We start from the raw sequence: 25,173 nt of genomic DNA, 5'->3' as shown, positions 1-25,173 counted from the left end.
GAATTTATTTCTACGCAAGCACTTGACAAATCTCTTTGACGCACTAGCTTGAATGCATCGGCAACAAAGCATCGATTGCCGCTGTGAGCAGGGATGCCACTTGCCCCATTCGTGGGGCTTGAAATGTAATATTTCGACGACGTTCAGTCGGTTTAGAAAGTAAAAAGCCACTCATCAAAAAGAGTTGCATCATTCAACGCCGTTTAGGCGGTTCAAAAAAATGCTCCGGGAGACCGGAGCATTTTTCTTGGCTGCCATTCTTTACTTATTTCGCTTACCGCTCAGCCGACTTCCGTGGCGCAGCCCAGTCTGCCTCATGCAAGCCAACTCCCTTGTTTTCAAGCACCTCACTGGACCCTATATAGACCATGAGCGCTAGGCCAAGACCACCAACTCGCCTTCGTCAGCCAACCTGCCCGCAAGCCGCAGCGCCTCGATCTGATCCAAAATCAACTGTCTAAGCTGTGTGCTGGTGCTTCGATAGCCAAGCTGACGAGACACGATCAACACCAACTCATCTGGCCTTGCGCCAAGGTTGTCAGAAATAACCCTTGAGATCGCAACTTTAATCTCTGCGGGCGGCAAAAACTCGGGGCGTCGCAGTGTCAACGACTCGACCATGGAGCGATCCCGCACACGGACCTCTTTCCCCGGAATGGCCAAGAAGTTCTGGTCAACGATCTGGACCGCACCCGTCGAGACCACCGACCCAATCGCATCCTCAATAGCCTGCTGGATGCGCGAGCCTGCACGCTGCAAGCCCCAAAGCGTCCGGGCACGCGTCACGACCTCGCTGCGATGAATGGGGCTTTCCACCTCAACGATCTGCCGCACGACGGTCGCCAATTGCCCTGTCGGCACTAAGTGCAGCTCGAACTGGTTGCTTGGCACAGCGAAGGACGCCTCAATATAAGGTTCAGTGTCTGGTGGACTTTGCGCCTCGATGAGCCCTATCTCAGTCACTTCACCGCGATCGACGGTGAGGATCTCCACCGGCACTGCACGGTGCGAAGACTTGGGGCTGGGCTCTGACGTGCCTGACTCCGACTTTGCTCGTTCAATGGCTACCACAAGCTTTTCAAGCTCTGCCTCAGGCCGATGGAACCAGTCTGAACTCCAAATGCGGTAGACCTGCCACCCCTTGTCACGCAGCACACTCTCACGCAATCGGTCTCGATCACGCGCACTTCTCGCGTCTCGATAAGACTGCCCGTCGCACTCAATGCCTAAAATGTAGCGCCCAGGCTCCTCTGGATTAGACACTGCAATGTCGACGAAGAAGCCAGCCAAACCAACATCGGTGTGCAGATCGTAACCTCGTGCGCGTAGTGCTTGGGCGACCTCTTGTTCGAATACGCTGTGCTTAGCGTCTCGCGCCTGGGTGGCAAGGGTAAGGCGACCCGTCCTTGCGTAGTTCAAGAAGAGCTTCAAGGCAAAGGTGCCCTTACCCTTGGCACGGTCGGTGTCGATGTCTTCATCGGTGATCGAGGTAAAGACCTCGCAACGCGACTTGGCGCGACTGATGAGCACATTCAAGCGTCGCTCGCCGCCGTCATTGCTGACTGGACCGAAATTCATTGTCATGTGGCGCTGAGCATCACGTCCATAGCCCACTGAGATATAGATGACATCGCGCTCATCACCTTGGATGTTCTCCAAACTCTTAACGAAGAAGGGCTCAGCCGGGTGATCGGCAAAGAACCCTTCTGTTTCCGGGTGCTGCCGGCGCAAGAGTTCCAACTCGTCGAGAATCGCGCGGCGCTGGACAGTCGAAAAGGTCGCCACACCCAGCGTAAGCTTGGGCGTGTTCTGCGCATGCGCGAGCACTGCGAGTGCCACAGCCTTGGCTTCTTTGGGGTTGGTGCGCGTGTTGCCCCGGTCGTAGATGGCTTCGGGCAAATGATGCAGTCGCAAGCCCACACCTGCTTCACTGGTGTAGGGACTGGGGACAATAAAGAGCTTGCCTTCGTAGAATTGTTGATTGGAAACGGCAATGAGCGACTGATGGCGGCTCCGGTAGTGCCAGCGGAGCATGCGTTCAGGTAATCCTCTAGCGCGGCAAAGCCCCAGAATGCTTTCGACGTCTGACGCCTGTGCCCCACCCTCGTCGTCATCCCGATCACCGCCATCGCCGAGTGCTTTGGAGAAAAAGCGTGTGGGCGGGAGCTGTCGCTCATCACCCACGATCACCAACTGCTTGACGCGTGCGATCGCACCGAGCGCATCGATCGGCTGCACCTGACTTGCTTCGTCGATGACCAGCATGTCGAAGTCCAGCGCGCCTGCCGGTAGAAATTGCGCAACAGACAATGGGCTCATCATGAAGACGGGTTTGAGCGCCTGGATCGCAGGGGCACACCGTTGCATCAATTGACGAATCGGCAGATGACCCTTTTTCCTGGCCATCTCGCCGATAAGAATAGCTGTCGGGCCGGTTGCACCGCCTTGGCGCGGGATCTTGCTGTGATGCGCCTTGACCACTTCATACCGAGCCAGCTGCATACGCTCTTGGTCAAGGCTTGCAAAGCTTGCTACCACCTGAGACTGCCGTTGCCCGTCAAAACTCGCCAACGCACGATCGCGCTGCACCAGCGCTTGAAGCAACGCTTCGTAGTAAGACAGATCGAACACGCCCAAGGCATCGGCTCTCGCCAGCTTGCCACTGGCAAGACCACCGACTATCGCACCTAAGCCTTTACGCTCGGCCTCCTTGGCAATGGCAAGGTAAGACACCCAACTCCGAAGCCCTTCCGGGTCTGCTTGCCAGCTGGCCAACTGGGTTTTGAGGGTTGTCAAAGCTGCATGGCTCGGATCACGCGTGATCTCTGCGTTACCGTCGAACTGCAAGCCGACCAGAAGATCCATCACTTCGCCGGCCAACACTCCTGCCGCAGAAGAACCTCCCTCAGCACGATCAAGCAATGACTGGGGATCAACAATGCGCGCGGCCAACAAGCGAAGCTCTGGATTGTGTTCAATCCAGGACGCGACTTGGCGAAGCTCATGCACCTTGCTATCTAGTGCTCCCCAGAATGGACCAAAGGCTGAGGTCCCATCAGCGACCAGAGCGTCGTAAGCGGTAGTAGCAGTTTGCGCCAGCTGGATTTCGTCAATGACCGCAAGCGCCTGCTCGACCGTGAGTTCCTGCGCATTAACCAATAGGGCTGATTGATGGGACGCGGCCTGCCAAAGGTTGGACTTCTCTTCCAGTTCCGATAGAGCAACGCGCTTGAGGACGGTCTCCTCGACCCATGGATTGCGCTCAATAGACAACAACGCTTCATGGACAGGCGCCAAATCGCGAACGAGTTCTTCTAGAACTGGCTTTACGCGTTTGGCGATTTCGGTTGCCAATATGCGATCGCTGATGTCGGCCAAACGTTCACGAACTCCGCTCCCCAAGGGTCGGAGCGTGCGCATCCAGGCCACGACGCCTCTGAGGAAGGATGGGTTGGAGCGCTCGCGCTGCCAGTTTGAGCCAAACGCTTCTTGTCCTTGGGCGTCGTGCTCAACGATCTTCTTCTGAGCGCTCTTGGCATCCAGGAGCACATCCAGCGACCCAAGCATGTCCAACGCCGGAAGCTTAGGGTTAGAAAGGAGCGTGCGGATGGTCTGATTCGCGCGACGCCAATCTCCACTTAGGAAGCGGAACAAGCTCGTGCCGCGCATCGCCAACTGCCCACGCGCCGCTTCAAGCTCCGTGCTGTCTTTGCTCCATGCAGCGTCGCGGAACACAGATGCCAGGTTGCTCTTTCCCTGCTGGACCGTTTCAACGGCCACAACGACCTCTTCGATCGCATCGACGCCTCGATCCCAGATATGCGCGACCAATGCATCACGGTCAAGTTCCGGGATGGTCGTGGCGCGCTCCGCGATGGCAACCAGCGGAAGCGCCAAATCAAGCGTAAGTGGTGCCTTCTCGGCTAGGAGCTGCGTCAATCGTTTCAGATCAGGCCCGAGCCGAACCAGAGCACTGTGTGCCCCACCCAACGTTGCCAGCTCTTTCCCCAAAACGAAGCTGTTTGGCAAAGCGCTCAAAGTGGCCTTGGTAGCGCCCCAGTCTTGTGCGAACGCCTCCACCTGGATCTTGGCCTCGACCGCAGCTCTAGCCTTCTGAGCGCTTTCAAGCCCATCGATGACTGTCGAAGCGCGACCAGGCTCATCCCAGACCTTGCTTTGAAGCGCATCGGAGCCAAGTTTTGGCGCTTCAAGCAGCGCCTTAACGCGTTGAACGGCAAGGCCGGCATCATCAAATCGGACCGGAGGAGCAAGATCCAGCGCGCTGTGAAGCTCGGTGGTCGAGTCCTCCCAATCGTTCAATCGTTCGGTCAATCCAGCGACCAAGAGGAGCAACCGGTCGCGTTCACTCGGCAAGAGGCCATCGTTCTGAACGCCGCTCCAAGCGTGCTCATCTGGAACGCCAATTTCTTCAATTCGCTCAATCAGTTCGCGCAGGAGCGATTCCCGCTCCTCTTTTTGATGGGAGGCCCATGAGGTCGGTGTTTCGAGAGGCAAGCTTTGGGTCGTGTAGCCCAAGCGACGCAGGCGCACCATGTGTCCGAAGACTTGGTATGGCGTCAGTCCAGAGGGCTCGTGAGTTTCGTGGAGCCGCGCAACATGGGCGTTGAGTGTGTCGCGCTTTTCCGTTAGTTGCTCGATGATTGGCGAAGTGCTGTTTCGCTTGGGCTCGCCTAAGTGCAGCGTTTGCCGAAGCTCTTCCAGTAGAGAACGCTTGTTGGCCTTGTTGCTGTGGAGTTCCAAACAGGCCACGCCCACACCGACATGATCCAGTCGGCGCTTCACGACTTCGAGCGCGGCCATCTTCTCGGCCACAAACAACACCCGCTTTCCTTCGGCCACTGCGCCTGAAATGATATTGGCAATGGTTTGGGACTTGCCCGTTCCAGGCGGGCCTTGGACCAAGATGTTGTTGCCTTGAAGAACATCGTGCACGACCAGAGCTTGCGATGAGTCGCAATCGACGACATGGCGCATCCTCTCTGGTGGGATGATATGGTCGAGTTCGCTATTTTCGTCGGTTAGGCTTGCACCTGGGAAACCGTCTTGAACCACCCCGCGCAGCATAGGGATGGCGTCCAATCCGCCCAGTGCATCCCAGCTTTGGGGGTCAAGATCCCGATACATCATGAACTTGGCGAACGAGAACAAGCCCAGGATGGCGTCATCGCGGAGCACGCCCCAGGTCTTCTTCCCTTCCAGCGTGGCTTCCACAGATGCCAGGTAGGCATCGATATCGAGCGTTTCGAACTCCTCAATGCTCGGCAAGCGAAGCCCAAACTCGCGCTGCAAGAACAGCTGCAACGACAAGTTCGCTTGGATATCGTCGCCGGTCCATTTGAGGTGGAATTTCTCGCCAGCCGTGCTTCGCTCCAACTGAACCGGGATGAGCACCAACGGCGCGAAGCGGTCAGTCTGTGGAGTGGAAGTAGCACGCCAACGCAAGTAGCCGACGGCTAGGTAAAGAACATTGACGCCTTGCTCTTCTTGGAGCGTCCGCGCGTCCATGTAGAGATCCAATAAGCGCTTCTGCAGACCTGTCGGCGTTAGACGTGTTGTGAGATTCGCATCCCAATGCGCCTTGACACGCCCGTCCTCATCCAGCTCAAAGTCTGGTTGCGCGATCAGCTCGGAATCTTCCGGCACTTCATCCAGAAAAACTTCCGCATCATCCTCATCCAAGTCAGGCATCGCGATGCCCTGCTTGGGGTCTTGCTTGCCTGCTACGAAGGTGAAGCGCTTGCCATCGATGACCAATGTCTGATACATCGCCTTGGCAAGCTCATGAACAACTTCAATGGTCTTTGCACGCCCGCCTCTGGGTGTGTGGAGCAGGCGATTGCGTGTCGACAGATCCAAAAGCTCCAAACGCGCTTTTTCAACCTTGTCTTTGAGGCTACCTGCTCCCCGGAGCGAAGAAGCCTCTTCACCTACCTGCCCCACTGCCGTCTGGTCCATCGACTCTCCCCCTGTAACGGTGTTTGGCGGGTGTCAAGTGCCCCTCCGCCGCCACACCGAGCACTGACTATAATGCTTTCAATATAGCGCGTATTCCAGCCATTTAGGGGGGCCCTGTGGGCGAGTTGCGAAGCAGTGAGATTCACTGGGTGGTTCACAGCTACATCGGGGTTGAAGGCGGCTACCTGGGTGATTTCTCCTACAAGACACATCGAGAGTTCTACCCAGGCTTTTGCGACCTGAACCTGGATCCGGATACCTTCACCGGCGACACGACCAGGGAACGATTTATTGCAATCCTGACGGGGGTCGAAGGACATCAACAAGCAGCAATCCTTCGGGGCATCGCTCGTAAGTATCCCCAAGGCAGTGAGCACCTTCGAACTCAACAAGCTTACCGCCGGTTGTTGGAATTGGCCACGCGCTGTGCTGATGGACTTTCGGTCCAAGACAGCAGTCCATCTATCACCAGCGATGTCTTGAAGCGCGCATTGGCTGATGCCAACACGCTGATCCAAAGTGCAGGACCGACCCATGCGGTGGACCGAATTCACACCGCACTTCATGCATACCTCAAAGCAGTTTGTTACGCGCAAGAAATCCAGGCCCAACCCGGCGCCACCATCACCAACTTGTTCAAGCAGCTTCGGACAGAGCATCCGGGCCTGCGTGACATGGGTAGTCAGCCCGAAACGATGGGCAAGCTGCTGACTTCACTGAGCAATGTCATCGACAGTCTAAATCCAGCTCGCAATCACGGAAGCTTGGCGCATCCAAACGATGCGTTGTTAGAAAACGATGAGGCGGTCCTAGTCATCAACGCTGCCAGAGCGATTTTCCAGTATTTGGATAAGAAGTTCGCTAAGGAGCCATCTCGCCGCCAATGACGGGCTTCCTCAGCAACGACGAAACCGAGATCTGCCTGTCAGTGTTGCCACTCTCATCCGATGCGTAAGGCGAAAGTCTTAGCCACGGACAAGAGCCCCGCATGCGGGGCTCCTGTGTCGCTGGGGTTGGAGCCTTGGCCTCGGCGCCGGGTGCCAATGGCGGGCGGCGTTGTTCCGATCATTTGGCGGGAACCTTCTGAGACGACCCTAGCTTCCAGCCAAATGCCTAGGCGCACCATCAGTCTGCTGCACGGTCAATGGTCAGAATTATCTGAGCCGTCATAGACCTGGCTTGGGCGGACGGAACTTCAACTCCCAATGCCCAGCCTCACCGTCAGCCTGCGGTGGAGATGCCTCCCCACAAGGCGCCTCAGGCGTCAGCACCTCGATCGGCTGTGGGGCAAAATTCTTCTCCAAAGCCTCAGCCGCTTCCACCATCGCCATTCGAGCCCGCTTGATGCGCCATTGCTGGATGGCCTGGATGCGAGGAGAGACATGCACCTTTGCCCTCCCCAAACGCTGGCGTGCCCTCGCCACCGCTTGCGCGTCTCCGCTGCCTTCTTTCTCAACAAGCTTGGCTTGCGCATCCAGCACGGCCAAACGCGCTTTGTAGGGTCGCACCAGCATATGGGCATATTTACTGATTGAGCGAGCCAGCATCTCTGTGTCCTCGAACAGAAACGGCTTGGTGGCATAGCTGTCCACACGCCGGCAGATCAGCGTCCCATACGCTTGCTGGAACTCGTGTTCAATCTGGATACCCGGGATCTGCCGCAAGACTTCGAGAGACTGCTGCGCGACCTCCCGTTGCGCTTCGAGCCAGTCTTCGATGAGCTGAGCCTCCGCATTGAGCACCTCCGCATCTTTTCGGCCCGAGGAACGAGCCAGACGCGTTACACGGCCCAGATGTCGGGTCTGACCGCTGTAAGGCGTGTAGAGTCCTGCGCTTGGCGCTGGTGCACGCGCCAAGCGCTCTTTGATCTGCCGCACCCGCTCTGCGCCTGACGATCGCCCCTGCCCAACCGCTGTGCGCCCTTCCAATCCAGACTCTTTTGCGTTGGCCCGGTCCCGAAGTGCGGCCGCATGACTGTGAGATGGCGGCACCTCGTGCACGAGACTACCGCTTTTCTTCATGTGTTCAGCAACAAGCTTTGAAAGCGCTAATGCCGCAGCTTTCCCACCTGCACCTTTGACTTCTGCGGTGAACTTCGTTTTGCGCATCACCGCCACTTTGGCTTTGCCCAAGTGCTTGCCGGGCCGGCGCGTGAGTTCACGAGCGCGTTCAAACTCTCCATTGCGCGCGGCCTCCTGCGCCTGTGCTCGGAGACTGCGATGATCCACACGAGCCGCGTTGCCGGCATTTTTCAGATGCGCATTGATAACCGTTGCGATGTCTTTGCGGATTTGTCGCAACGCTCGCGTTCCTCCGCCTTGTCGGGCGTCAAACTCAGCGCAAGCGCGGTCACCCAGTCCTCCCGGACCGACCTGTCTGGCTGACATCAGCAAGTGAACATGGTGGTTGCGTTGATCGCCAAGCTTGCTTGGCGTGTGCACCGCAACCAGCACGGCGACTTGGAAGCGCTCGACGAGCAATTGACCCAGCGCCAAGGCAAGCACTCTGCGTTGGTGTGGATCGAGTTGATGCGGAAGCGATACTTCGACCTCTCGGCAAACGCGTGCGTTCTTGCGCGTCTCGGCCGCTTCGTTCGCGTTCCAAAAATACTGCGCATCAAAGCACCACTCGGGCGCTCCTTTCGGCGCAAGCATCTGATGGAAATCGACACCGCCTCGGTGGGAATAATTGTGACCGAGCCCCGTGCTTGTATCGAGCAGATCAAACCCTGCGCGGTAGGCTGCTGCTGCGACCGACGAGTCGCCGTTGCCTCGGCTAAAAGACTTCATTGTTGCGTGATAAATCGCCATTTGTGAAACTCCTGTTTGTGGAGCACACAAAGAAGCGGCAGAACATCCCCTGTCGAGAGATAAGCGAACTCGACAACAACGAGATTTGAATCTCAGGGTTTTGAAGAGGCCGTGTTGCCTAGCGAAGCATAGCAACGAGGTGGCGAAAGCCACCGCACCAACGCACAGCGTTGACGCACGGTTTCTGCAAAGCAGAAACCATAAGTGCGCTCTTGCTGTTTGATTCTTTATTAGAATTTTCGCGCTACGGCTTGGTTAGCAATTGCGCCCCTACGTATGATTAATAGTTATATTAGAAAATGAATAAGACCTGTACAGACCTAACTTTTGCCATGCCCTGTGCCGATTTCAAGGCAATGGTCTATGCAGCCGTGATGTCCCGTGGTTTTCGGAAATCCAGGCAGCAGAAGGACGAACTGCCGTCAGGTTGGTAGCATCGCTAAAGCCGATCGAACGCGAAGTCGCAACAACTGCAGAAAGAAGGACGCGAAATGCCCAATGACTACTGGGACATGGATGACAAGAACGACCCCAACCTGTTGAACCTCGCCAGCGTGAGCACTTCGATGCTTGTGCCCTTTCCAGTAGGAAAGCTGCCAGACGCTTCCGTGCTCTGGCTCAATGAGCGCTGGTTTCATGACCTAGGCATTGCCATCCACAACAAGCCAACTCGGGCCCGCATCTCAGCGTCCTTGCTTAAGCGCTTTGCCGTGACCTCTCTCGAAGCTCACTGTGTTGCCGGCAGCTTCGGACACCAGACACTGGGCGCTGATCGCTATGGTGGGAGCGGTGGGGCAATCCACGGAGGGAGTGGCCGCTGTGGCTCCGATGGCATGCTCATCGCCAAAGGAACCGGCCCCACGCCATTGGTCTCCGAGGCCCATGATTGGTCACACTCCCATGGCTGTCTCTATCTTTACGATGCCATTCGCGAGGCAGTTGCCAGCGAGATCCTCAACGCAGAACTCCCCCACGGGGCAGTCCCCATCGTTGCCATCATCGACGCCGGCTTCTCCCTGGCACGCACCGATGCAGACGAACCGGAGCGGTGCGCCATCCTGATCAGGCCCGCTTTCCTGCGCTTGGCGCACTTCGAGCGCAGCCTGTATTTCGGAACATCAGGCAGCGCAAACAGCGATCAATTTCAAGATAGCCTGCGGGTCAAAGATGCCATCCACTTTGCCGACGAACACGCGCAGCGCGATGCCGGCAATCCCAATGGCCTGGGCGTTGACTTGTCTGAGCTCTACCTCCGCCTTGCCGAGCAGATTGCCGCAAGTCGCGCGCATCGCCTCTGGACCGGACGCCCGACAAGCGACAACATCACATCGAACGCGCAGTTCCTGGATTTCGGCGGCTTCCGCGCAGTTCCCAGCTGGAAGCGTGGCACCGATGGGCATCGTCACTTTTTCGGCGATGAGATGCGTGATGTTCGCCACTCGCTTCCATCGCTTGCCTATTTCTTCAAGAAGTATTCTCGCTTCGACAAAGCAATCGCCAACATCGATCAGCTGCTTATCCAGATCGAGCATCACATGGAAGCTGCGTTTCTCCATCACTGTGCAGAAGCGTGTGCCTTGCCTGAGTCAAGCCCAGAGGCGTTGCATTTCAAAGCGCTCATTGCGCGCTACTACCGCGAGCAACAGCGCATTGACTATGCGTTCGATCAGCCCACAAAGCACGGCGAGCGCCACGATTGGCTCTCTGACCGCATCAAAGGCAAAGCAACCCAGGGGTCTCAGATTGGCGAGGAAATCAACTCGCTCCTGCGCGCACTTCCGAATGCAAATCTCCATCTTTGTGCAGCCAACCGCTGGTTGAGACCACGACCACGCCTTTCTTATCGCGTCTCCAAGCGCCGGGCGATCAAGCTCGTGCGGTCGATCCTTGCCGATCGGTCGTCGGGACCCGAGCGGGTCTCGGCCTTTATCGCAACCGAGGTCGCGGCATCGCGCCGCGCTTGGAAAGGCATACCGTCACACTGGCTTGTCCTGGGCTACGCAAGCGATCACGTGTCCACCGCTTTGTATTTCTTTGATACGCATCGTATTGCCTATACAGTCCAGCTGGAGGGGCCACGCGTGCATGGCGGAACACTGCTTTTCGGTGCCGAAGTCGCAGATGAGACACTCGGCATCACCAATTCTGGCCATCGAACCGTCGCGCTTGTCGACTGCGAACCTAACAGCTACCTGGTAGGTCTAAGCTTGAACGGGCGTGCATCAATCCCTGCCGCACTGCTCACCTTCCCGGACGCTGCAGTTGCAGCGCAGACATTGAGCTCAACCACCGCCCATGCAACCGAATACCGTTGATGCGCAAGCGCTTGGCTTGGCCATGCAACTCCTGTTCAAGACTGACCGCAAGAGGTTCAGTATCGCAGCAGCTTATGTGTGGCTATGGCCTGCGATTCGCCTAGGCCAGCTCGTCACGATCGAAGACGAAGATGGAGTCTGGACCGGCTACGCCTTATGGGCTTATCTGACGCCTGAAACCGCTAATCATTTGGTTCTGCAAGATCCCCCGTTCTTGCCGATTAGTGACTGGAACGAAGGTGATCAACTCTGGATCCTGGATTTTGTGGCTATGCCAGGGCATCACCGACGCCTGGCCAAAGCACTACGGCACCGCTTGCGCCCTCACTTCAAGCAAGCGCATCGCTTGGTGCGAGATAAGACGGGCGCTATGCTTGGAACCAAGGCTTACACACTTCGCAAAGATGGCTGAGGAAGACAGGTTGCTTTCTTGATACGAATGGACGAACCGAAGCGACAAGGCAGTTGCAGCCCATGCAAGAAGTGACATCAAGGTCGACCAAGGCCTGGACTGGATTTTTGTTCCTGGGCTTCGGTTCTGGTTTGCCCTATCCGCTGATCGGCAGCACCTTAGGCTATTGGCTCAGCGAAAAGTCGCTTTCGATTGCAGTCATCGGTGCCTTGGCTTGGACCGCACTTCCCTACTCCCTCAAATTCTTATGGGCCCGCCATCTCGACCAACGTCGTGCGCCGGCCGTTGGAAGCACCATGTCGCACCGTCAGGGCTGGATTGTCTTGTCTTCGGTCATGGTTGCCCTCTCCCTCCTGGGCCTTGTCCTGAGCGTCGTCACCGGTAGTCTGCCGCTGATTGCATTGAGCTCCATCGCAGCCGCCTTTGGCGGTGCGACCCTGGATGCCTCAGTCGATGCGTTTCGCATCGAACAGGAGGCAGTGCACCAGCAGCCAGCCAAGCTCCTCACTGCCTATCAGTTTGGCTACCGCATTGCTCTTCTGCTGAGCGACGGTCTGGTGTTCTTGCTCGCAGCGCGGCTGTCTTGGCAAGTTGCTTATGCCCTTCTGCTGCCCCTGATGTTGGTGCCCATCTGCGGAACGCTCTTTCTGCAATCCCATCCCGATAGCGACCGCACCCCAGATGCCACGAGTGCGAAGAAGCAGGGGGCTCCGTTGGTGTCGCTTCGACCCTCCACCCCCCAAGGGTGGATCGCGGTGGTCATCTTCATCGGCTGCTATCGCCTACCGGACATTCTTCTGGGTCCCATGATCAATCCTTTCTTCTATGCCCTTGGCATTGGAAAGAGCGTGGTCGGATCCCTGCATATTTGGCTTGGGATCCCTGCGGCCTTCCTGGGAATTTTGGCTGCAGGCACAAGCTTGAAGCGCATGTCATTGAGCACGACCATCCTTGTTGGCGCAGCTCTCCAAGTCCTTGCCCTCCTCGTTCTTGCATTGCTTTCGTCCAACGAGCAGTCCGTTGAGCTGCTTTGGGCTAGCGTTATTCTTCAAAACCTTGCCAGTAGCTATACCGGCATCGCATTGGTTGCTTACATGTCAAAGCTAGTCACACTCGGACGGGCAGGAGAGCACTACGCTTGGCTAACAAGCTTCTACTCGATCTTCGGCAGGGTGCTTGCCGGCTTCTCAGGCCTTGCAGTGGCTTATCTCACCATGCTCCATGGACAAAGCCTAGGCTATGGCACGTTTTTCATCGGCATCTGCTTGACTTGCGCGCCTGCCCTCCTCGTCTACTCCCTCATCGTTCGCAACACCCTGAGAGAGCGGCCGGATGCGTAGTGCCATCACGCTGTCGCCTCCAATGCCACAGCGGCTGCTTATGACTATGTAGTGCTTAAACTCATCGTTTCACGCCAAACATGTTGGTTGCTCATCTCAGCGCTAGCCAATTAGATAGATGCCTAATTGGCTAGCGCCAGAAAAACCTATTAGTTTCGACTTCTTGTGAGACCAAGCAAGCACTCGCCCTTCGAGCTCGCCTTTACATATACCGACGTTTCACCAAGATTGGTTTTATAGAAGACATCCTTACTAACGTCGGCGAGTGGCGCATGGGGATTGGGTGGCAGGACGTATGGGGTGAGCGCAAATTTCTGCTTGATCTTAGACACTTCATAACAGCGCCCAGGAGCGAGCTCCATATACATAAAACTCACTCCTTTATCGAGTTCAGGCGGGACCCTGAACTCAACGAAGGAGATCGCATACTGATCCCGCGTCTTGAACGTATTTGAGCGAAAAGCAATGTTCAATGATCGACTTGAACTCACCTGATGGAAATCACTGAGTCCAATTTCGCGAAAAAGCTCATAGTTTACCGACTTGCCAGGATCATATATTTTACTAATCACCTCATCCAAATTTAATTCCGATTCTTTACTTTCAGCATGTGCGCCAGCACTCATTGAGAAAAACAGAACTACCAACAAGGCCAATTTAGACTTTATATACATAAGCACTCCTCTCACAAACTACAAATTTACCAGAATGTTACCCACCGGCAGGAGCGCGCGTCCTATCCCAGTAACTCCCATAATATTGCTCATACGTCATATCATCTGCAGTATCATTGGGCGTCCCATTTATATCAATTCGCTCGCCATTTCTGAAAGATTCGCCGATTTGCGCTGAAGCGGTATCCCAATTTATCTGACCAGCCTGATATGCGTCATATGTCGCATTATAAGATGCCACATTGGCGGGATTTGCAGGAATATTCAAACTTACTCCCTGCGCAGAAAGTTCTCTTTGGACAGCGATGGAATAGATTGTTGCTTCGCCTTCAGTAGCCAAGCCCATATTGATTGCTGACGCTCGATCTGCGACCGTATTCCACTCCCCATCAAAAAGCGTATGTCCCAGCTCATGCGTCAATTGTGCTGCGGTATCGCTCGGACTAGCGTAGGTTTTAACATATACAGTCCCGCCGCCCGTGGCAGCAGGATCCGTATGAGAATACGTATCAGTAGCCACTATTTTAAAACCCTTCGCCTGCGCCACCTGAACCAGCCCTTCCAGGGTTGCTGACTTATTAACTATTACATCGACCTCTGCGCCTAGATCCGTCGTCGTATTTTTGTCTGTTGGATCCGGGAGGCCGCCGCCGCCAGTGCCGGGAGGCGTGATCGGCCCCGGCTGCTCAACTGGCGGTGAAGGAGGAATAGTCGGAGGCGGACTCGGAGGTGGACTCGTAGGCGGGTTAACCACAATTGGTGGAATCTCAGTGGGAGGTTCGCTTGGATCGACGTCCGCAGCGGCGGCTGCACCTGCCACTAGTAACAGCTCTTCGTTTGTCAATTCTCTCATTACAGCGCTCCATCCTGTGAGTAGATTTTTTTCCTGATCGTTTTTTCTATTGAATGTTCCATATCTCTTTTTCCTTTGAACTTATTTTGATAAGCGTTGTAACTCCTCATTGTTGACTGGACTTCTCAGCCGTTTCCCCGGCCTCGTCCTGTTCAAATTTGCTGGGCTGCTCTTTGATCAAAGGCCTTAGGATCCCGCCCACAAAGAGATAGTGCATATCGCACATCCGAGAGATGTTCTTGTCGTGCGTCACGATGACTGTGGTCGCGCCAATGCTCCTGATGTTCTTCATCAGCTGTATGCCCATCTGCTCATCAACCCCAGTTGTTGGCTCATCCATCAACAACAACTTGGTGCGCCTGTAAAAGGCTCTGGCCAAGAAGATCCGTTGTTTTTGACCGCCTGACAGCGTATTTCCCAAGTCGCCAACTCTGGTGTTGAAGCCCATTGGCATACGCTGAATATCATCGTGAATGCATGCCAATTTCGCGGCCTGCACGAGGCGTTCCTGGTCAATGTGCTCATCGAACATAGAGATGTTTTCCGACAGCGTTCCCGACAACAGATTGTCTCCCTGCATGACGATGCTGACCTTGCTCCGGTAGCTCGACTTACCGACCTTCCGTAGATCCTCTCCATTGACCAAGAAGTCTCCGACTTGAAGATCTTCAAGCCCCGCCAGAACGCGGATGAGTGTGGTCTTGCCCACGCCTGAGTTCCCGACGATCGCAATCACTTGGCCTGCCGGAGCCCTGAGCTGCAAAGCGCTCATGATCCACTTGTCCGTGGACGAGTAGCGGAAGTAGCCATTGACAATGGCAATGGTAGGCGCGGCATCTTCCAGCGCGCCGTTGCCATGCAAAAACGACTCAGGCTCGCTGTGGGTGATGTCTGAAATCCGCTCGGTGTGCAAGCGAAGCAGCCGCAGCTGCATCAAGTAGTCAGCCAGGTTGATGCTGCGCTGGCTGAACTGGGTCGCATAGATCAGAAAAACCGTCAGCACCCCAATCGTCATATCCCCACTGAGCACCAACCGGGTGCCTTCCCAAATTACAAAGATGCGGCACAGGCCCTGGATGAGAAGCTGGACAGAATCAAAACCGATGCGGATCCGCTCAGCCCCGATGGTCGCGTTGGTCGCTTTCGCGCTGTAGTTCGTAAAGCGCGACGCCCAAAGCGCTGACTTGTTGAACAGTTTGATGGGCTGGATGCTTCGGACCGTCTCGTAGAGCAAGCTTTGCCGGCGTGCATCGATGTTGATCTGGTCGAGGTTGGCCTCTTTGAGTTTGGCGTAGTAGGCGTAGCGCGAACCCACATAGGCAATGGTGAAACCCAACAAGGCGAAGGAAAGCGGCGCGTCGTAGCTCATCAAGAGCAACAACATGAGGAAAGACATCACCCCATCGATGACCGCTTCCAGCATCTTCGTCGTGAGTGACTGCTGGATGGAGTAGATCGACTGGAAGCGACTTGAAATATCCCCGGTATGCCGCTTCACGAAATACGACTGGGGTAGCGACACCAGGTGACGGAACAAGTTGCTGCTCCACCGCAAGCCGGTTGTGGAAGAAATCCACAACAAAGTCCACTTCCTGGCAACGGTCAAGACGAGTTGGACCAAGAGCACGATCGAAAAGCCGATCGCCAATGTGGTGACCAGGCCATCGTCCTTGACGCTGAGCACCTGATCCATGGTCAGCCTCAGATATTGCGGCGCAATCAGCGCACAGCCTTCCAGGAACAGCGCCAGGATGCCCACAACCCAGAACGCGGGCACCAGGGACCGAAGCGAGCCTGCAAGATCGCGAAGCGACACCGACGGCACACTCTTGATCTTCTTGAAGGCCGGGCCTGGATGCGCTTCTAACGCAATGCCGCTAAAGGCCTCATCGAACTCATCGAGCTTGATCTTCTTGACGCCGGTTGCGGGATCGCTGATGTGCACGTGCCCGCCCCGCACAGCCGTCAGCACGACAAAGTGCCCGTGGTGCAGGTGGACCATGCAAGGCAACGACAGCTTGGGCAGTTCGTAAAGCTCCAAGCGAAGCGGACGCGTTGTGAGCCCATTGGCATCAGCGATTTCAATCAGCGAAGCGAGCGTTGCCCCACTGGTCGACACCGTAAAGCGGTTGCGAAGCTCCCCGAGGCTTGTTTCATGACCGTAGTAGGAAAGCAGCATCGCAATGCAGGCCAGGCCGCACTCACTCGACTCCGTCTGACGGATATGCGGAACACGACGCTTCGAGGAGAACACCAGGCTTGGTTCGGCAAAGCGACCCGGCTCCGCATCGCTATTGGCTGTTGGTGTCAAGACATCCTTCATCGCTTTTCACCCGTCAAGCGTGAGCCCATGGTTTGGAAGGGGTCAAACATCCACTCCCAAATCTTGCGCCCCTCCAAGATCAGTTCCGCGTCCACTTCCATCCCCGGAAGGAAGGACTTCGCTTCTTGGGCGACTCCGATGGTTTGCGAGGGCAATGCCACCTTGGCGGTATAGACCGGCTCAGTAGGCGACTGGCGACCATAGCGGCGCTCCAACTCGCCAAGGGGGCTGGTCTGGGTTGACAGCGATGCGATGCGTCCCTGGATGGCGCCATACTTTGCTTTCGGGAATGCGGCGATATTGAGCAGCACCTCGGTGCCGACCGTCACATGTCCGATGGCTCTTGAAGGAATGAGGATTTCAGCCTCGAACACCGACTCGCTTGGGGTGATGGATGCAATGATCGAGTCGGTGCCGATACGCTGACCTTGGGATGCATAGATCGCTGCGACCGTGCCGCTCAATGGTGAGGTGATGGTCTGCAGCCGGTCGGACTTGGCTCTGGCCACTTGATCTTCGATCGTGGATTTCTCGCGCTCGATTTCACTTGCTTGCCTGCTGGCCGTCGTCCTTATCTCGGTGATTTCACCTAGCAAAGCTGCACGTTGATTGCGAAGTGTGGACTGTTGCGCGCGGGCATCCTGGATCTGAGCCTCTGCATCCAAGAGGGCATTTTCGTAGGTGAGGTAGGTGTATTTGGACACATACTTCTCAGCAAGCAGCGGCTCAATGGTCTTCAACAGTTCTTTGTTCTTGGCGTATTTCTTTTCCAAGATTGAGATCTTGCGAGCGACTTCCTGCATCGCACCGCTCGTTTCTTCGACTTGACGCGTCAGTTCCCGCTCGCGCTGGCCGGAAAAGTCATGCGTTTGCAATTGCTCCTTGGTCAGTTCTTCTGATCGGGTGAGCGCACGCTTAATCGTCTCATCGGACAAAGAGCGACCCGCTTCATCGGTGGTGTCGGCTGACAGCTCCGCGAGCACTTGGCCTTTCTTGACCAAGGCATTAGGCTTCAATGTCGTTGACAGGATGAGGCCAGGCGTTCCACTGCGGATGTCCACTCGCCCATGCGTGGAAATGATCTGGCCCGACACGTGCTCCCGCTTGGAGTAGGACGCGGTCAGAACAAACGTGGCCAGCAAGAGGAAAAGCACACAGCCACAGCCGATCCAGATCCGGATGGACGAGGGAAACGCATCTTTTAGGTCGCCGAGTGTGGAAGTTGTCTCCGGCCCCTTTCGCTTGCGAAAGAGCGGTTGTTCTGCGTCATCCGTCTGACCTGACTCGCTATCCATAGCACCTACACTTCGAGATCTACTGCACAACTTGCGTGAGTTGAGGCTACCCGCGCAGACATTAAAATTACATTTGCGTTTTGTTGATCTGGCGTTGGCATTGGCGCCAAACCTAAGGTTGCAAGCCCCACGTTATTGCTTTTTCAGCAACCAAGGGTTGCGTCAAGCGAAGGTTCGTTGCGCAAAGCGCAGCCACACATTGCGGAGTCGGACCACGGCGGATAGCGCAGAGAACGCGTCAACATCGACTTAGAGCACGTGCTGCTCCTAGTCGTTATCACGGCGATCTAGGCTTCCACCACATCAGCCACCGCCCCCATCACCACTGGACGCGTCTGACATCATTTGCTGCTGAGAGTGGGCAGCGAGCGTCATTACGGGGCCTGTTGGGTTCTTGTCGATTTCTTCGCGCTCGCGCTGGAACTGCACCATCTCCTGCGCCCGTTGTTGATCCAATGCCTCCGTCTTCTGCAAGGTCTCCTTGATGCCAGGCGATGGCGGGTTGAGCGCGGTTTCCGAGTGAAAGCCGGGCGTTTTTCCAAAGACAAAGGCGACATCATCTTGGATGGTCACTTTGCGGAGTTGATCCGCGCGCTCGATCCCTGACTCTTTGACGGCATGGAGCACTTCGGCGGTTTTCTCATCGGAGGTGCCTTTCGGAAGTTGTGCCTGGATGGCAGAGAACAACGCGTAATCCCGATGATTAGAGGGAAACGCCTGCTGAGCGACATCTTGGAAGGGCCTCGCTTGCTCGACCCGGTCCTCATCGTTCATACCTGGGTTTGAACGCCCACCAGCCCCACCGAAGCTCGGCGATAACGTATAGGAGGACGACGTGCGCTCAGGCAAGACGATCTCTGCCGGCGCTTCGCTCTGTGTTGGGATTGCCGGCGACGGCGCTCGCACCGCCTCTTGCTGCGTTGCCTGCAATAGAACAGCCGATGGCGCGTCGTTCTGCGGCATTCCTACTCGGGCTTGCTGCTCGCTGCCCTGCTCCACTGCTGCATTTGCCGATGCAGGCTCCGTGGGTTTCAGAGCTTCTCGGCGCGCGTGTTGTGCCTGGGACAATGCAGCATCCAAGTCTTGGCCGGCAACGCCCGTTGCCGGCAAACCTTGTTCCTGCTGGAACTGCCTCACGGCATGTTCGGTCTCTGGACCGTAGTGCCCGTCTTGCGGCACGACCTGGCCGTTTGGACCACGCGCATCCACTTGCTGCAAGCGATATTGCAAGAACTCAACCTCTTGCCCTCGGTCGCCCAGGCGCAGCCCTTCCACTTCCTGAAATGACGGCGGCGTTGGAACAGTTGCCTGGGTTGGGGTTTCCTCACGAGACGTGAGAGCTGATGAAGGCGATCCGACACTCGGCGCAGATGCGCTTGCAGAAGCTGGCGCCACTGCCTCTGCCTTCGGCTGGACTGCGCCGGCTGCCGAGGGTGCGGCAACCTCAGGTGTTCGGGTTTCTTGGGGTTCGCGTTGCGGGATAGGTTCGGGCTTCGGTTCGGCAGGCTTGGCAACCGGACGAGTCTCTTCCTGCACTTGCGCATTAAGGGGTGCAGGCACCATAACTGGGGCCGGCGTTGCCGTCTCCGCAACAACAGGCCCCTCGGGTGCGCGTGCAGCGTCTCGATCCCGCTGCGCCTCAATGGCTGCCTGAGGCGCTTGGCTTTCGTCTACACGCGGAGCTGTGACCGTCATTGCTGCGAAGCTTGCGACCTGTTGCGCTTCTTGCGTGGAAACACCCTGCCGATTGACCTCCCGCAAGGCTTGCTCATAAGCGTCACGTTCTTGGGGCGATTGCGCTTCAATGCGCAGCTCGGGTGCACCCGTCGAAGGTGGTTGATCCTGCCGAACTGATTGCACCTGCCCAAGTGCCTGATGGATCTCATCAGTGCTGGTCGTTGCTGCAACACGCACCACACCATCGGCGTCACGGCTCAAATGCTGGATGGGGCTGTCCACCGAGTATTGACCGGTCGCATCACGCTCCAATGCCAAAGAGCTGGTCGCTGCATCGATCCCGTTTGCCTCACGTGTCCGTTGCACCGCGAGCTGGATCGCGCCTGCGTTCTGAGCATTAGGCGCAACGCCATAGGCGGCATACGTCGCTTCAGTATTGGCCTGGTCTTGTTGCTGCGCCGTTGGCGTTTGCCGCGCGGGCATCTGTGCCATTGCCTGCGCATGCTGCTCCAAGGCCGGTTGCAAGCGTTCACGCGTTGCATTGAGTTCCAACGGGACATTGCCTTCGGCAGCAACGCCATCATGCCGCCATTGGCCTTGCGTATCGCGCTGATACTGCCTGCCGTCCGATGCTTGCAGTGAGTCGGGGTTTAAGGCGGCTTGCACGGCCGCTGGCAAGGGGCCAAAGTCGTCCCAACCATTGCGCTGATAAGCAGCTTGATACGTCGCGGCAATCGCAGCTGGGCCACGGGCAATGTTGGCGTCAATCACCTGGGCTGCTTGCTGGTCCAACGCGGCACTTCGCTCGGGGCTTGCTGGATCCACCGTCCAGATGGGACGATCGTTCCGGTCGACTTCATCGGCGACCATCCGTGACCACTGGCCACTTGCCGGATCATGCCTCCAATCCCGTGCGTAGAGATGCGCCGCATCTGCGTCACTGGATGGCTGCACATAGGGATTACTGGGTTGCACCTTGCCCAGCGCCTGCTCGGTCGCTTCGCTACTGGCGTGATAGTTCAGCTCGCGCGCTTTTTCTGGCAGCGCGAACATGCCCTGCTTCTGTTGGGTATCCACGCCATCGTTTTGCAGGTCGGCTTTTTCTTGGCGAAGCCACTGGCTGCCGTTGAACTCCCAACTCACGCCCTGCTTGTCGGTCTGTGTATAGATCTGACGGTTGTCCCAGAGCGTCGCCGCTTTGTCGGCAGCAGCACTGAACAAATAACCATCGGCCACCACCAGCGCGACGGGCCCGGCGCCGGTTGTGCCAACAACGGCGGCGGCGGCGGCGCCTCCCGCCCAGCCGCCGGCACCTCGGGCAGCAAAGTGCAACGCTTCCGAACGCGCAGCGGTGAGGTTGTCTTGTGCCAACAGCGTGCCAACACGCTCGCCGGTTTGAGACGCATCGTAGGCGGTCGCGGCAACACCCAAGCCCGCAAGCCCTGCTGTCATCCCGGCGCGACGCAAGCCTGGGATCTCAGGCTCAGGCGTGGTCTGGATATTGCGTCCCTGCCACTCATCCCAGCGCTGCTGACCCGCTTGGGCATGCTCGGTTGGCGGTTTCATGCGCTCACTGAGCGGAAGCGTGCTCTGGTCTAACGCCTTTGATGTTCCTTCAATGGCCGTTCCGCGAAAATACTCTCTGTTGTCGAGCCTCAGAACTTTGTTCTCGCGGAGCGCATCATCACTGGCTGGGATGCGCAGCATGCCCTCGTGTTCACGCGCACGGGCCACGATCAGCTCAAAGGCTGCTTGCTGACCGAGCCGGTCTTTCACACCGGCCAGCGCTTCACGCGGAAGGCCCTCAATCGAGGTGACGTTTGGATTGGCAAGAATGCGAGGCACTTCAATTTCGCCAAAGACACGGCTTGGCTGAGCGTCGCCCACGATGGCATGAACCTCACCTACGGTTGCATCTGCAAACCGTCCAGACGCATCTGCCCAAGGACCTTGCGTGGGGTGGTAAAGCCACTCTGTGGCAGGCCCCCGATGAGACCCATCTATCAGCTCACGAGGCGAAATTTCGTAGATGTCGGCGAGCGCGGTATAGAACTCGCGGGAATTCAGAAACTTCGATGCCTGGCTTTTATCGATAACCCGGATGTCTTCGCCAGATTCGATCATCGATCCAATGACATCAGTCGACCAGATGTCCTTCGCTGCCGGGCCACTATAAAGAACAGTGACCTTGCCTGAGGCATTTGCATCCACCTGAGCGGCGAGCGACCGCAGCGATTCTGGTGTTTGGTAATCGCCAGGGTTCTGACGAATTCTATCGATTGCGTCCTGGGCAGATATCGAGCCATTCACACCAAGCACCCCTCATCGACTTCAAAAACGATGTGGTAGTCCGTGTTCCTGGAATGGACGCCAAAATCCTTGTATGCAAGCAAGGCTTCTTTGAGGTCAACTATGAATCGCTCCTTGTCGGCCTTGAGATGCTCAGGCAGTCCCTCTCCTCCATTGATCCACATCAGTCTCCAATGGGACCAGCCGGGCTGACCTCGCGCGCCTCCACCGTCGACCAAATCCAGTCTCAGCGTCAGGAGCTCTCCATGCCAATAGAAGGAAAATTTCGTCTGGTTTCTGACTTCAATTTCAGTGCCGCCACCGTTTGCGACATTGCGCAAATACATGTCGCGATCACGATCAATTGTCCAGTCTCTTGCATTGGTGCCACCGACCACGAAGTCTCTGTCGATCGCTTCTAGGTCGTATTTAACAACATCTGGCTCAGGAATAAATTCATTTACAAATGGCATCTTCATTTCCCGGCAATGGCTTGGATTTTTCGTCAAGAGCTAATTTCATGAGCCCGAGACGGCGGCAGATAATTTCTTCACCTCGGCTTTTGGGAGCAGCCGTTTGGTGAAGTAGGTATCTTCGTAATACTTGATCTTCTCGCAGAGCACCGGGCTTGGGATGCCTTCGTAGAGGAAGACCTCCTTGTCAAAGCCCATCGCCTTCAACTCTTGCGGCAGCATCAAGGCACGGCGTTGCTCGGTCTCGGAGTAAGACACGCTGCTTTGCTTGCCACTCGTGTGCGACTTGTTCTTCTTGCGCACCGTGGTGTAGCCGAGCATGTCCGAGTAGTCGTTGGCGTCTTGCTGCTCGCGCGGGGCGTAGACGATTTGCAAGGCATGGTTGGTGATGATGGTGCGCGAGACATCCTTGCCATAGGTCGCGTCCAGCTGCGCCATGCTCTGGATGATCGGCAGCAAGCGGATGTTGTAGCCGGCCATGTAGCTCACCGCGCTTGCAATGATGTCGACCCGGCCGATGGACGTGAACTCATCCATCAGCAGCAAGCATTGATGTTTGAGCGCCGGGTTGTTCTGCGGCAACTCTTTGGTGTTGAGGTTGATGAGCTGACTAAACAGCAGGTTGATCAACAGGCGGCTTTCCGCCAGCTTGTTCGGCTGGATGCCAATGTAGATGCTCATCTTCTTCTTGCGCACATCGGTGAGCAAGAAATCGTTGCCGCTGGTGGCCGCATCCAGGATTGGGTTGATGAACTGGTTGAGCGGCTCCTTGAACGTGCCCATGATCGAGGCGAACGTCTCTTCGGCTTGCGAGAGCAAATTGTCGAACGCCATCTTGGCGTCGCGGCCCAGGAAGTCGCGCTGAGAAAGCTTTTTAAGGTAGCCCTTCAAGTCGCTCCCATCCCCAGACGACACGCGATAGAGCAAGCCTAGGGTTGGGAACATCCAGGTGTCTTTCGGGTGCTTGCGCTTGATCTGATCGTCCAAGCTATCGAACAGATAGAGCGTAAACGCCATGAAGGCGTTGCGCGCCTGGCTTACCCAGAACTTCTGGGCGTCAGAGCCGTCTGGATAGAGCATTGCCGCCACACTCATCAGATCCGACACGCGAAACGCGGGATCGGGCGAGATATAGCTCAGCGGATTCCAGCGGTGCGTGCGCCCGTCTTCGGCAAAGGGGTTGAACAAAAAGACCTCTTGGCCTTGGCTCTTGCGCCAGCCGGAAGTCAGATCGAAGTTTTCCTGCTTGATGTCCAGGACCACCACCGAGCCTTGGTAGTCGAGCAGATTGGGAATGACGATGCCCACACCCTTGCCCGAACGCGTGGGCGCGGCCAGGATCACAAACTGTTGCCCAGGTAGGCGCACCAACTTGCCACCGTGCTTGCCGACCACGATGCCGGTTGGCGATGGTTTGAGCATATCCTTCTTGGCCAGATCACTGCCGGACGCAAAGCGCGCATCGCCATGCAAGGCGGCCGCCTTCGGCTTGAACAGCGGGATCAGCAGTGCGATCCAGGCCAGCAGCGGCACGCCGAAGCCAATGGCGCCAGCCAGCTTGATCTTGGTGGCATAGGGAGCGAACTGCGGGAGGTCGAGCGCTTTGACGTAAGACCAATAGGTGTCGAAGCTGAGCGGCCCAGCCACTTTCAACAGCATCAGGATCAACTGACCGGAGAGGTAGACCCCTGCAATGAGGGCGAGGAGCAAGAGCGCGATGGCGACACTGAGCTTGATCTTGCCGGTCATTGAGCGCTGCCTTCCATCGGTGATCCCTGGCTTGTTTGAAAATGACCGTCCGCTCGCAAGATTACAGGATCACACCGCCCGCTCAGATCGGATGGGCATTGGCATCCGTGTAGGAATTGTCTGATCTGCACGTATGCCAAGGCACCAGCAAGGACCCTCTCACTATGAGCTGGGTAGATCGCTGCGCTGGGCTTTGAGCTGCAATTCGACGACGACTTTTCGCTGCTCTTCGACGGAGAGCTTCGCGAGCGCTTGGATCGCCTCTGCCACCTCATCGGTCTCGGCGAAGAAGGCAGCCAGTGGCATTCCGAGGGCATCGGCCAGGCGCTTGGCGGTGCGCAAATCACACTCGTTGACGCCGTGCTCGTAACGATTGATCCGCGTGCGGGCCACCTCAGCGGCTATCCCGGCTGCCACACCTAAGGCCTCTTGGGTCAGCCCAGCAGCCAGGCGCGCCTGTCTTAGGCGGTTGGCAAAGATGAGGCGAGCGTCTTTCGGATCCAAAAAGTGACCACAGGCATGCAATGTGACGAACGAGCATGGCGCCTCCCACTTGTGGTGTCTGTTACTTTTTCAGTAACATGGCCGCGCGTCAAGTTCAAGCCTTCCCATTGCCGAGGCACCGCCCTCTCCTCGCCCCCCTTAGGAATCTGTATGCGCAAAGCACGCCTTGCCGTTGTCGGGATGTTGATCGCCTTCTTGGGTGCCTGCTCGGGAGGTCGCCCATCGCAGTCTGAGCGGGAATTTGCCTTCTTGCAGTTCGTCAAAGAGAACAGCAATGACGAGGCCAGGATCGAAGACTTCAAGAGCAACCAGTGCCAAAAGGCGGACGGTGCGCCCAGCTACACGTGCGATGCCAGCGCCAAGGTGAAGGCCTTGGGTCAAGACTTCGGCAATCAAATGGACGGGGTCTACACCTTCACCAAGGTGGGCGGCACTTGGAAGATCACTGCCCGCGTCCAATAGCCGCCGTTGGCGATCAACGGC

General features: G+C 56.8%; 15 protein-coding genes. 5 read left to right on the top strand and 10 right to left on the bottom strand.

Features of this window, described 5'->3' with window-relative positions; all coding sequences use genetic code 11:
* Positions 1-375 precede the first annotated feature (375 nt).
* On the bottom strand, positions 376-5,976 hold the full coding sequence (locus CPBF1521_RS09760; RefSeq protein WP_115676838.1) for a DUF3320 domain-containing protein: 5,601 nt from the start codon (positions 5,974-5,976) through the stop codon (positions 376-378).
* Between the two features lie 116 nt (positions 5,977-6,092).
* Here CPBF1521_RS09760 and CPBF1521_RS09755 point away from each other — a divergent pair, with 116 nt between their 5' ends.
* The gene (locus tag CPBF1521_RS09755) at positions 6,093-6,863 is read left to right on the top strand and encodes an abortive infection family protein (RefSeq protein WP_039446116.1); all 771 of its coding nucleotides are present in this window, start codon (positions 6,093-6,095) and stop codon (positions 6,861-6,863) included.
* A 279-nt stretch (positions 6,864-7,142) separates the two neighbouring features.
* Here the strand turns inward: CPBF1521_RS09755 and CPBF1521_RS09750 are convergent, their stop codons facing one another.
* On the bottom strand, positions 7,143-8,786 hold the full coding sequence (locus tag CPBF1521_RS09750) for a MobA/MobL family protein (protein WP_115676837.1): 1,644 nt from the start codon (positions 8,784-8,786) through the stop codon (positions 7,143-7,145).
* A 491-nt stretch (positions 8,787-9,277) separates the two neighbouring features.
* Here CPBF1521_RS09750 and CPBF1521_RS09745 point away from each other — a divergent pair, with 491 nt between their 5' ends.
* From CPBF1521_RS09745 to CPBF1521_RS09735, 3 genes are all read left to right on the top strand, one after another.
* A complete protein-coding gene (locus CPBF1521_RS09745) occupies positions 9,278-11,101 on the top strand; it encodes a protein adenylyltransferase SelO family protein (RefSeq protein ID WP_115676836.1) in 1,824 nt (607 codons plus the stop codon).
* Complete coding sequence (locus tag CPBF1521_RS09740; RefSeq protein WP_115676835.1) at positions 11,082-11,513, top strand: toxin-activating lysine-acyltransferase; 432 nt, start codon at positions 11,082-11,084, stop codon at positions 11,511-11,513. The genes CPBF1521_RS09745 and CPBF1521_RS09740 overlap by 20 nt, the downstream gene beginning before the upstream one ends.
* Positions 11,514-11,575: 62 nt before the next feature.
* Positions 11,576-12,853, top strand: a complete 1,278-nt coding sequence (locus tag CPBF1521_RS09735; RefSeq protein WP_115676834.1) for an MFS transporter — start codon at positions 11,576-11,578, stop codon at positions 12,851-12,853.
* Positions 12,854-13,002: 149 nt separating this feature from the next.
* Here the strand turns inward: CPBF1521_RS09735 and CPBF1521_RS09730 are convergent, their stop codons facing one another.
* From CPBF1521_RS09730 to CPBF1521_RS09690, 8 genes are all read right to left on the bottom strand, one after another.
* Entirely contained in the window at positions 13,003-13,527 is a 525-nt protein-coding gene (locus CPBF1521_RS09730; protein WP_115676833.1) for a hypothetical protein, read from the bottom strand.
* 37 nt (positions 13,528-13,564) lie between these two features.
* Positions 13,565-14,380: a hypothetical protein gene (locus CPBF1521_RS21665; RefSeq protein ID WP_228328925.1), complete on the bottom strand. Its 816-nt coding sequence runs from the start codon at positions 14,378-14,380 to the stop codon at positions 13,565-13,567.
* A gap of 106 nt (positions 14,381-14,486) precedes the next feature.
* On the bottom strand, positions 14,487-16,703 hold the full coding sequence (locus CPBF1521_RS09720; protein ID WP_115676832.1) for a peptidase domain-containing ABC transporter: 2,217 nt from the start codon (positions 16,701-16,703) through the stop codon (positions 14,487-14,489).
* Positions 16,700-17,998, bottom strand: a complete 1,299-nt coding sequence (locus CPBF1521_RS09715) for an HlyD family secretion protein (protein ID WP_115676831.1) — start codon at positions 17,996-17,998, stop codon at positions 16,700-16,702. The genes CPBF1521_RS09720 and CPBF1521_RS09715 overlap by 4 nt, the downstream gene beginning before the upstream one ends.
* A 303-nt stretch (positions 17,999-18,301) precedes the next feature.
* Positions 18,302-21,241 (bottom strand): peptidoglycan-binding protein, encoded by a 2,940-nt coding sequence (locus CPBF1521_RS09710; RefSeq protein WP_115677102.1) that lies wholly within the window; start codon positions 21,239-21,241, stop codon positions 18,302-18,304.
* Positions 21,242-21,981: 740 nt separating this feature from the next.
* Complete coding sequence (locus CPBF1521_RS09700; protein WP_115676829.1) at positions 21,982-22,443, bottom strand: hypothetical protein; 462 nt, start codon at positions 22,441-22,443, stop codon at positions 21,982-21,984.
* Positions 22,444-22,482: 39 nt separating this feature from the next.
* Positions 22,483-24,186, bottom strand: a complete 1,704-nt coding sequence (locus CPBF1521_RS09695) for a type IV secretory system conjugative DNA transfer family protein (RefSeq protein ID WP_181901183.1) — start codon at positions 24,184-24,186, stop codon at positions 22,483-22,485.
* A 162-nt stretch (positions 24,187-24,348) separates the two neighbouring features.
* Positions 24,349-24,690, bottom strand: coding sequence for a helix-turn-helix domain-containing protein (locus tag CPBF1521_RS09690; RefSeq protein ID WP_115676828.1), 342 nt, complete (start codon positions 24,688-24,690; stop codon positions 24,349-24,351).
* Positions 24,691-24,840: 150 nt separating this feature from the next.
* Between CPBF1521_RS09690 and CPBF1521_RS09685 the strand changes: the two genes are divergently transcribed.
* A complete protein-coding gene (locus CPBF1521_RS09685; protein WP_115676827.1) occupies positions 24,841-25,152 on the top strand; it encodes a hypothetical protein in 312 nt (103 codons plus the stop codon).
* Positions 25,153-25,173: the final 21 nt, after the last annotated feature.

It is taken from the genome of Xanthomonas euroxanthea (assembly GCF_900476395.1).
Taxonomy (GTDB): domain Bacteria; phylum Pseudomonadota; class Gammaproteobacteria; order Xanthomonadales; family Xanthomonadaceae; genus Xanthomonas; species Xanthomonas euroxanthea.
The sequence above is the reverse complement of the archived record's forward strand: the minus strand, read 5'-3'. Positions and strand labels throughout refer to the sequence as shown.

Bases quoted from the DNA above. Each gene is read 5' to 3' on its own strand.
- CPBF1521_RS09760 (WP_115676838.1), bottom strand. From the start codon at position 5,976: ATGGACCAGACGGCAGTGGGGCAGGTAGGTGAAGAGGCTTCTTCGCTC.
- CPBF1521_RS09730 (WP_115676833.1), bottom strand. From the start codon at position 13,527: ATGTATATAAAGTCTAAATTGGCCTTGTTGGTAGTTCTGTTTTTCTCA.
- CPBF1521_RS09720 (WP_115676832.1), bottom strand. From the start codon at position 16,703: ATGAAGGATGTCTTGACACCAACAGCCAATAGCGATGCGGAGCCGGGT.
- CPBF1521_RS09700 (WP_115676829.1), bottom strand. From the start codon at position 22,443: ATGAAGATGCCATTTGTAAATGAATTTATTCCTGAGCCAGATGTTGTT.
- CPBF1521_RS09750 (WP_115676837.1), bottom strand. From the start codon at position 8,786: ATGGCGATTTATCACGCAACAATGAAGTCTTTTAGCCGAGGCAACGGC.
- CPBF1521_RS09745 (WP_115676836.1), top strand. From the start codon at position 9,278: ATGCCCAATGACTACTGGGACATGGATGACAAGAACGACCCCAACCTG.
- CPBF1521_RS09735 (WP_115676834.1), top strand. From the start codon at position 11,576: ATGCAAGAAGTGACATCAAGGTCGACCAAGGCCTGGACTGGATTTTTG.
- CPBF1521_RS09695 (WP_181901183.1), bottom strand. From the start codon at position 24,186: ATGACCGGCAAGATCAAGCTCAGTGTCGCCATCGCGCTCTTGCTCCTC.
- CPBF1521_RS09710 (WP_115677102.1), bottom strand. From the start codon at position 21,241: ATGAAACCGCCAACCGAGCATGCCCAAGCGGGTCAGCAGCGCTGGGAT.
- CPBF1521_RS09715 (WP_115676831.1), bottom strand. From the start codon at position 17,998: ATGGATAGCGAGTCAGGTCAGACGGATGACGCAGAACAACCGCTCTTT.
- CPBF1521_RS09740 (WP_115676835.1), top strand. From the start codon at position 11,082: ATGCAACCGAATACCGTTGATGCGCAAGCGCTTGGCTTGGCCATGCAA.
- CPBF1521_RS09685 (WP_115676827.1), top strand. From the start codon at position 24,841: ATGCGCAAAGCACGCCTTGCCGTTGTCGGGATGTTGATCGCCTTCTTG.
- CPBF1521_RS21665 (WP_228328925.1), bottom strand. From the start codon at position 14,380: ATGAGAGAATTGACAAACGAAGAGCTGTTACTAGTGGCAGGTGCAGCC.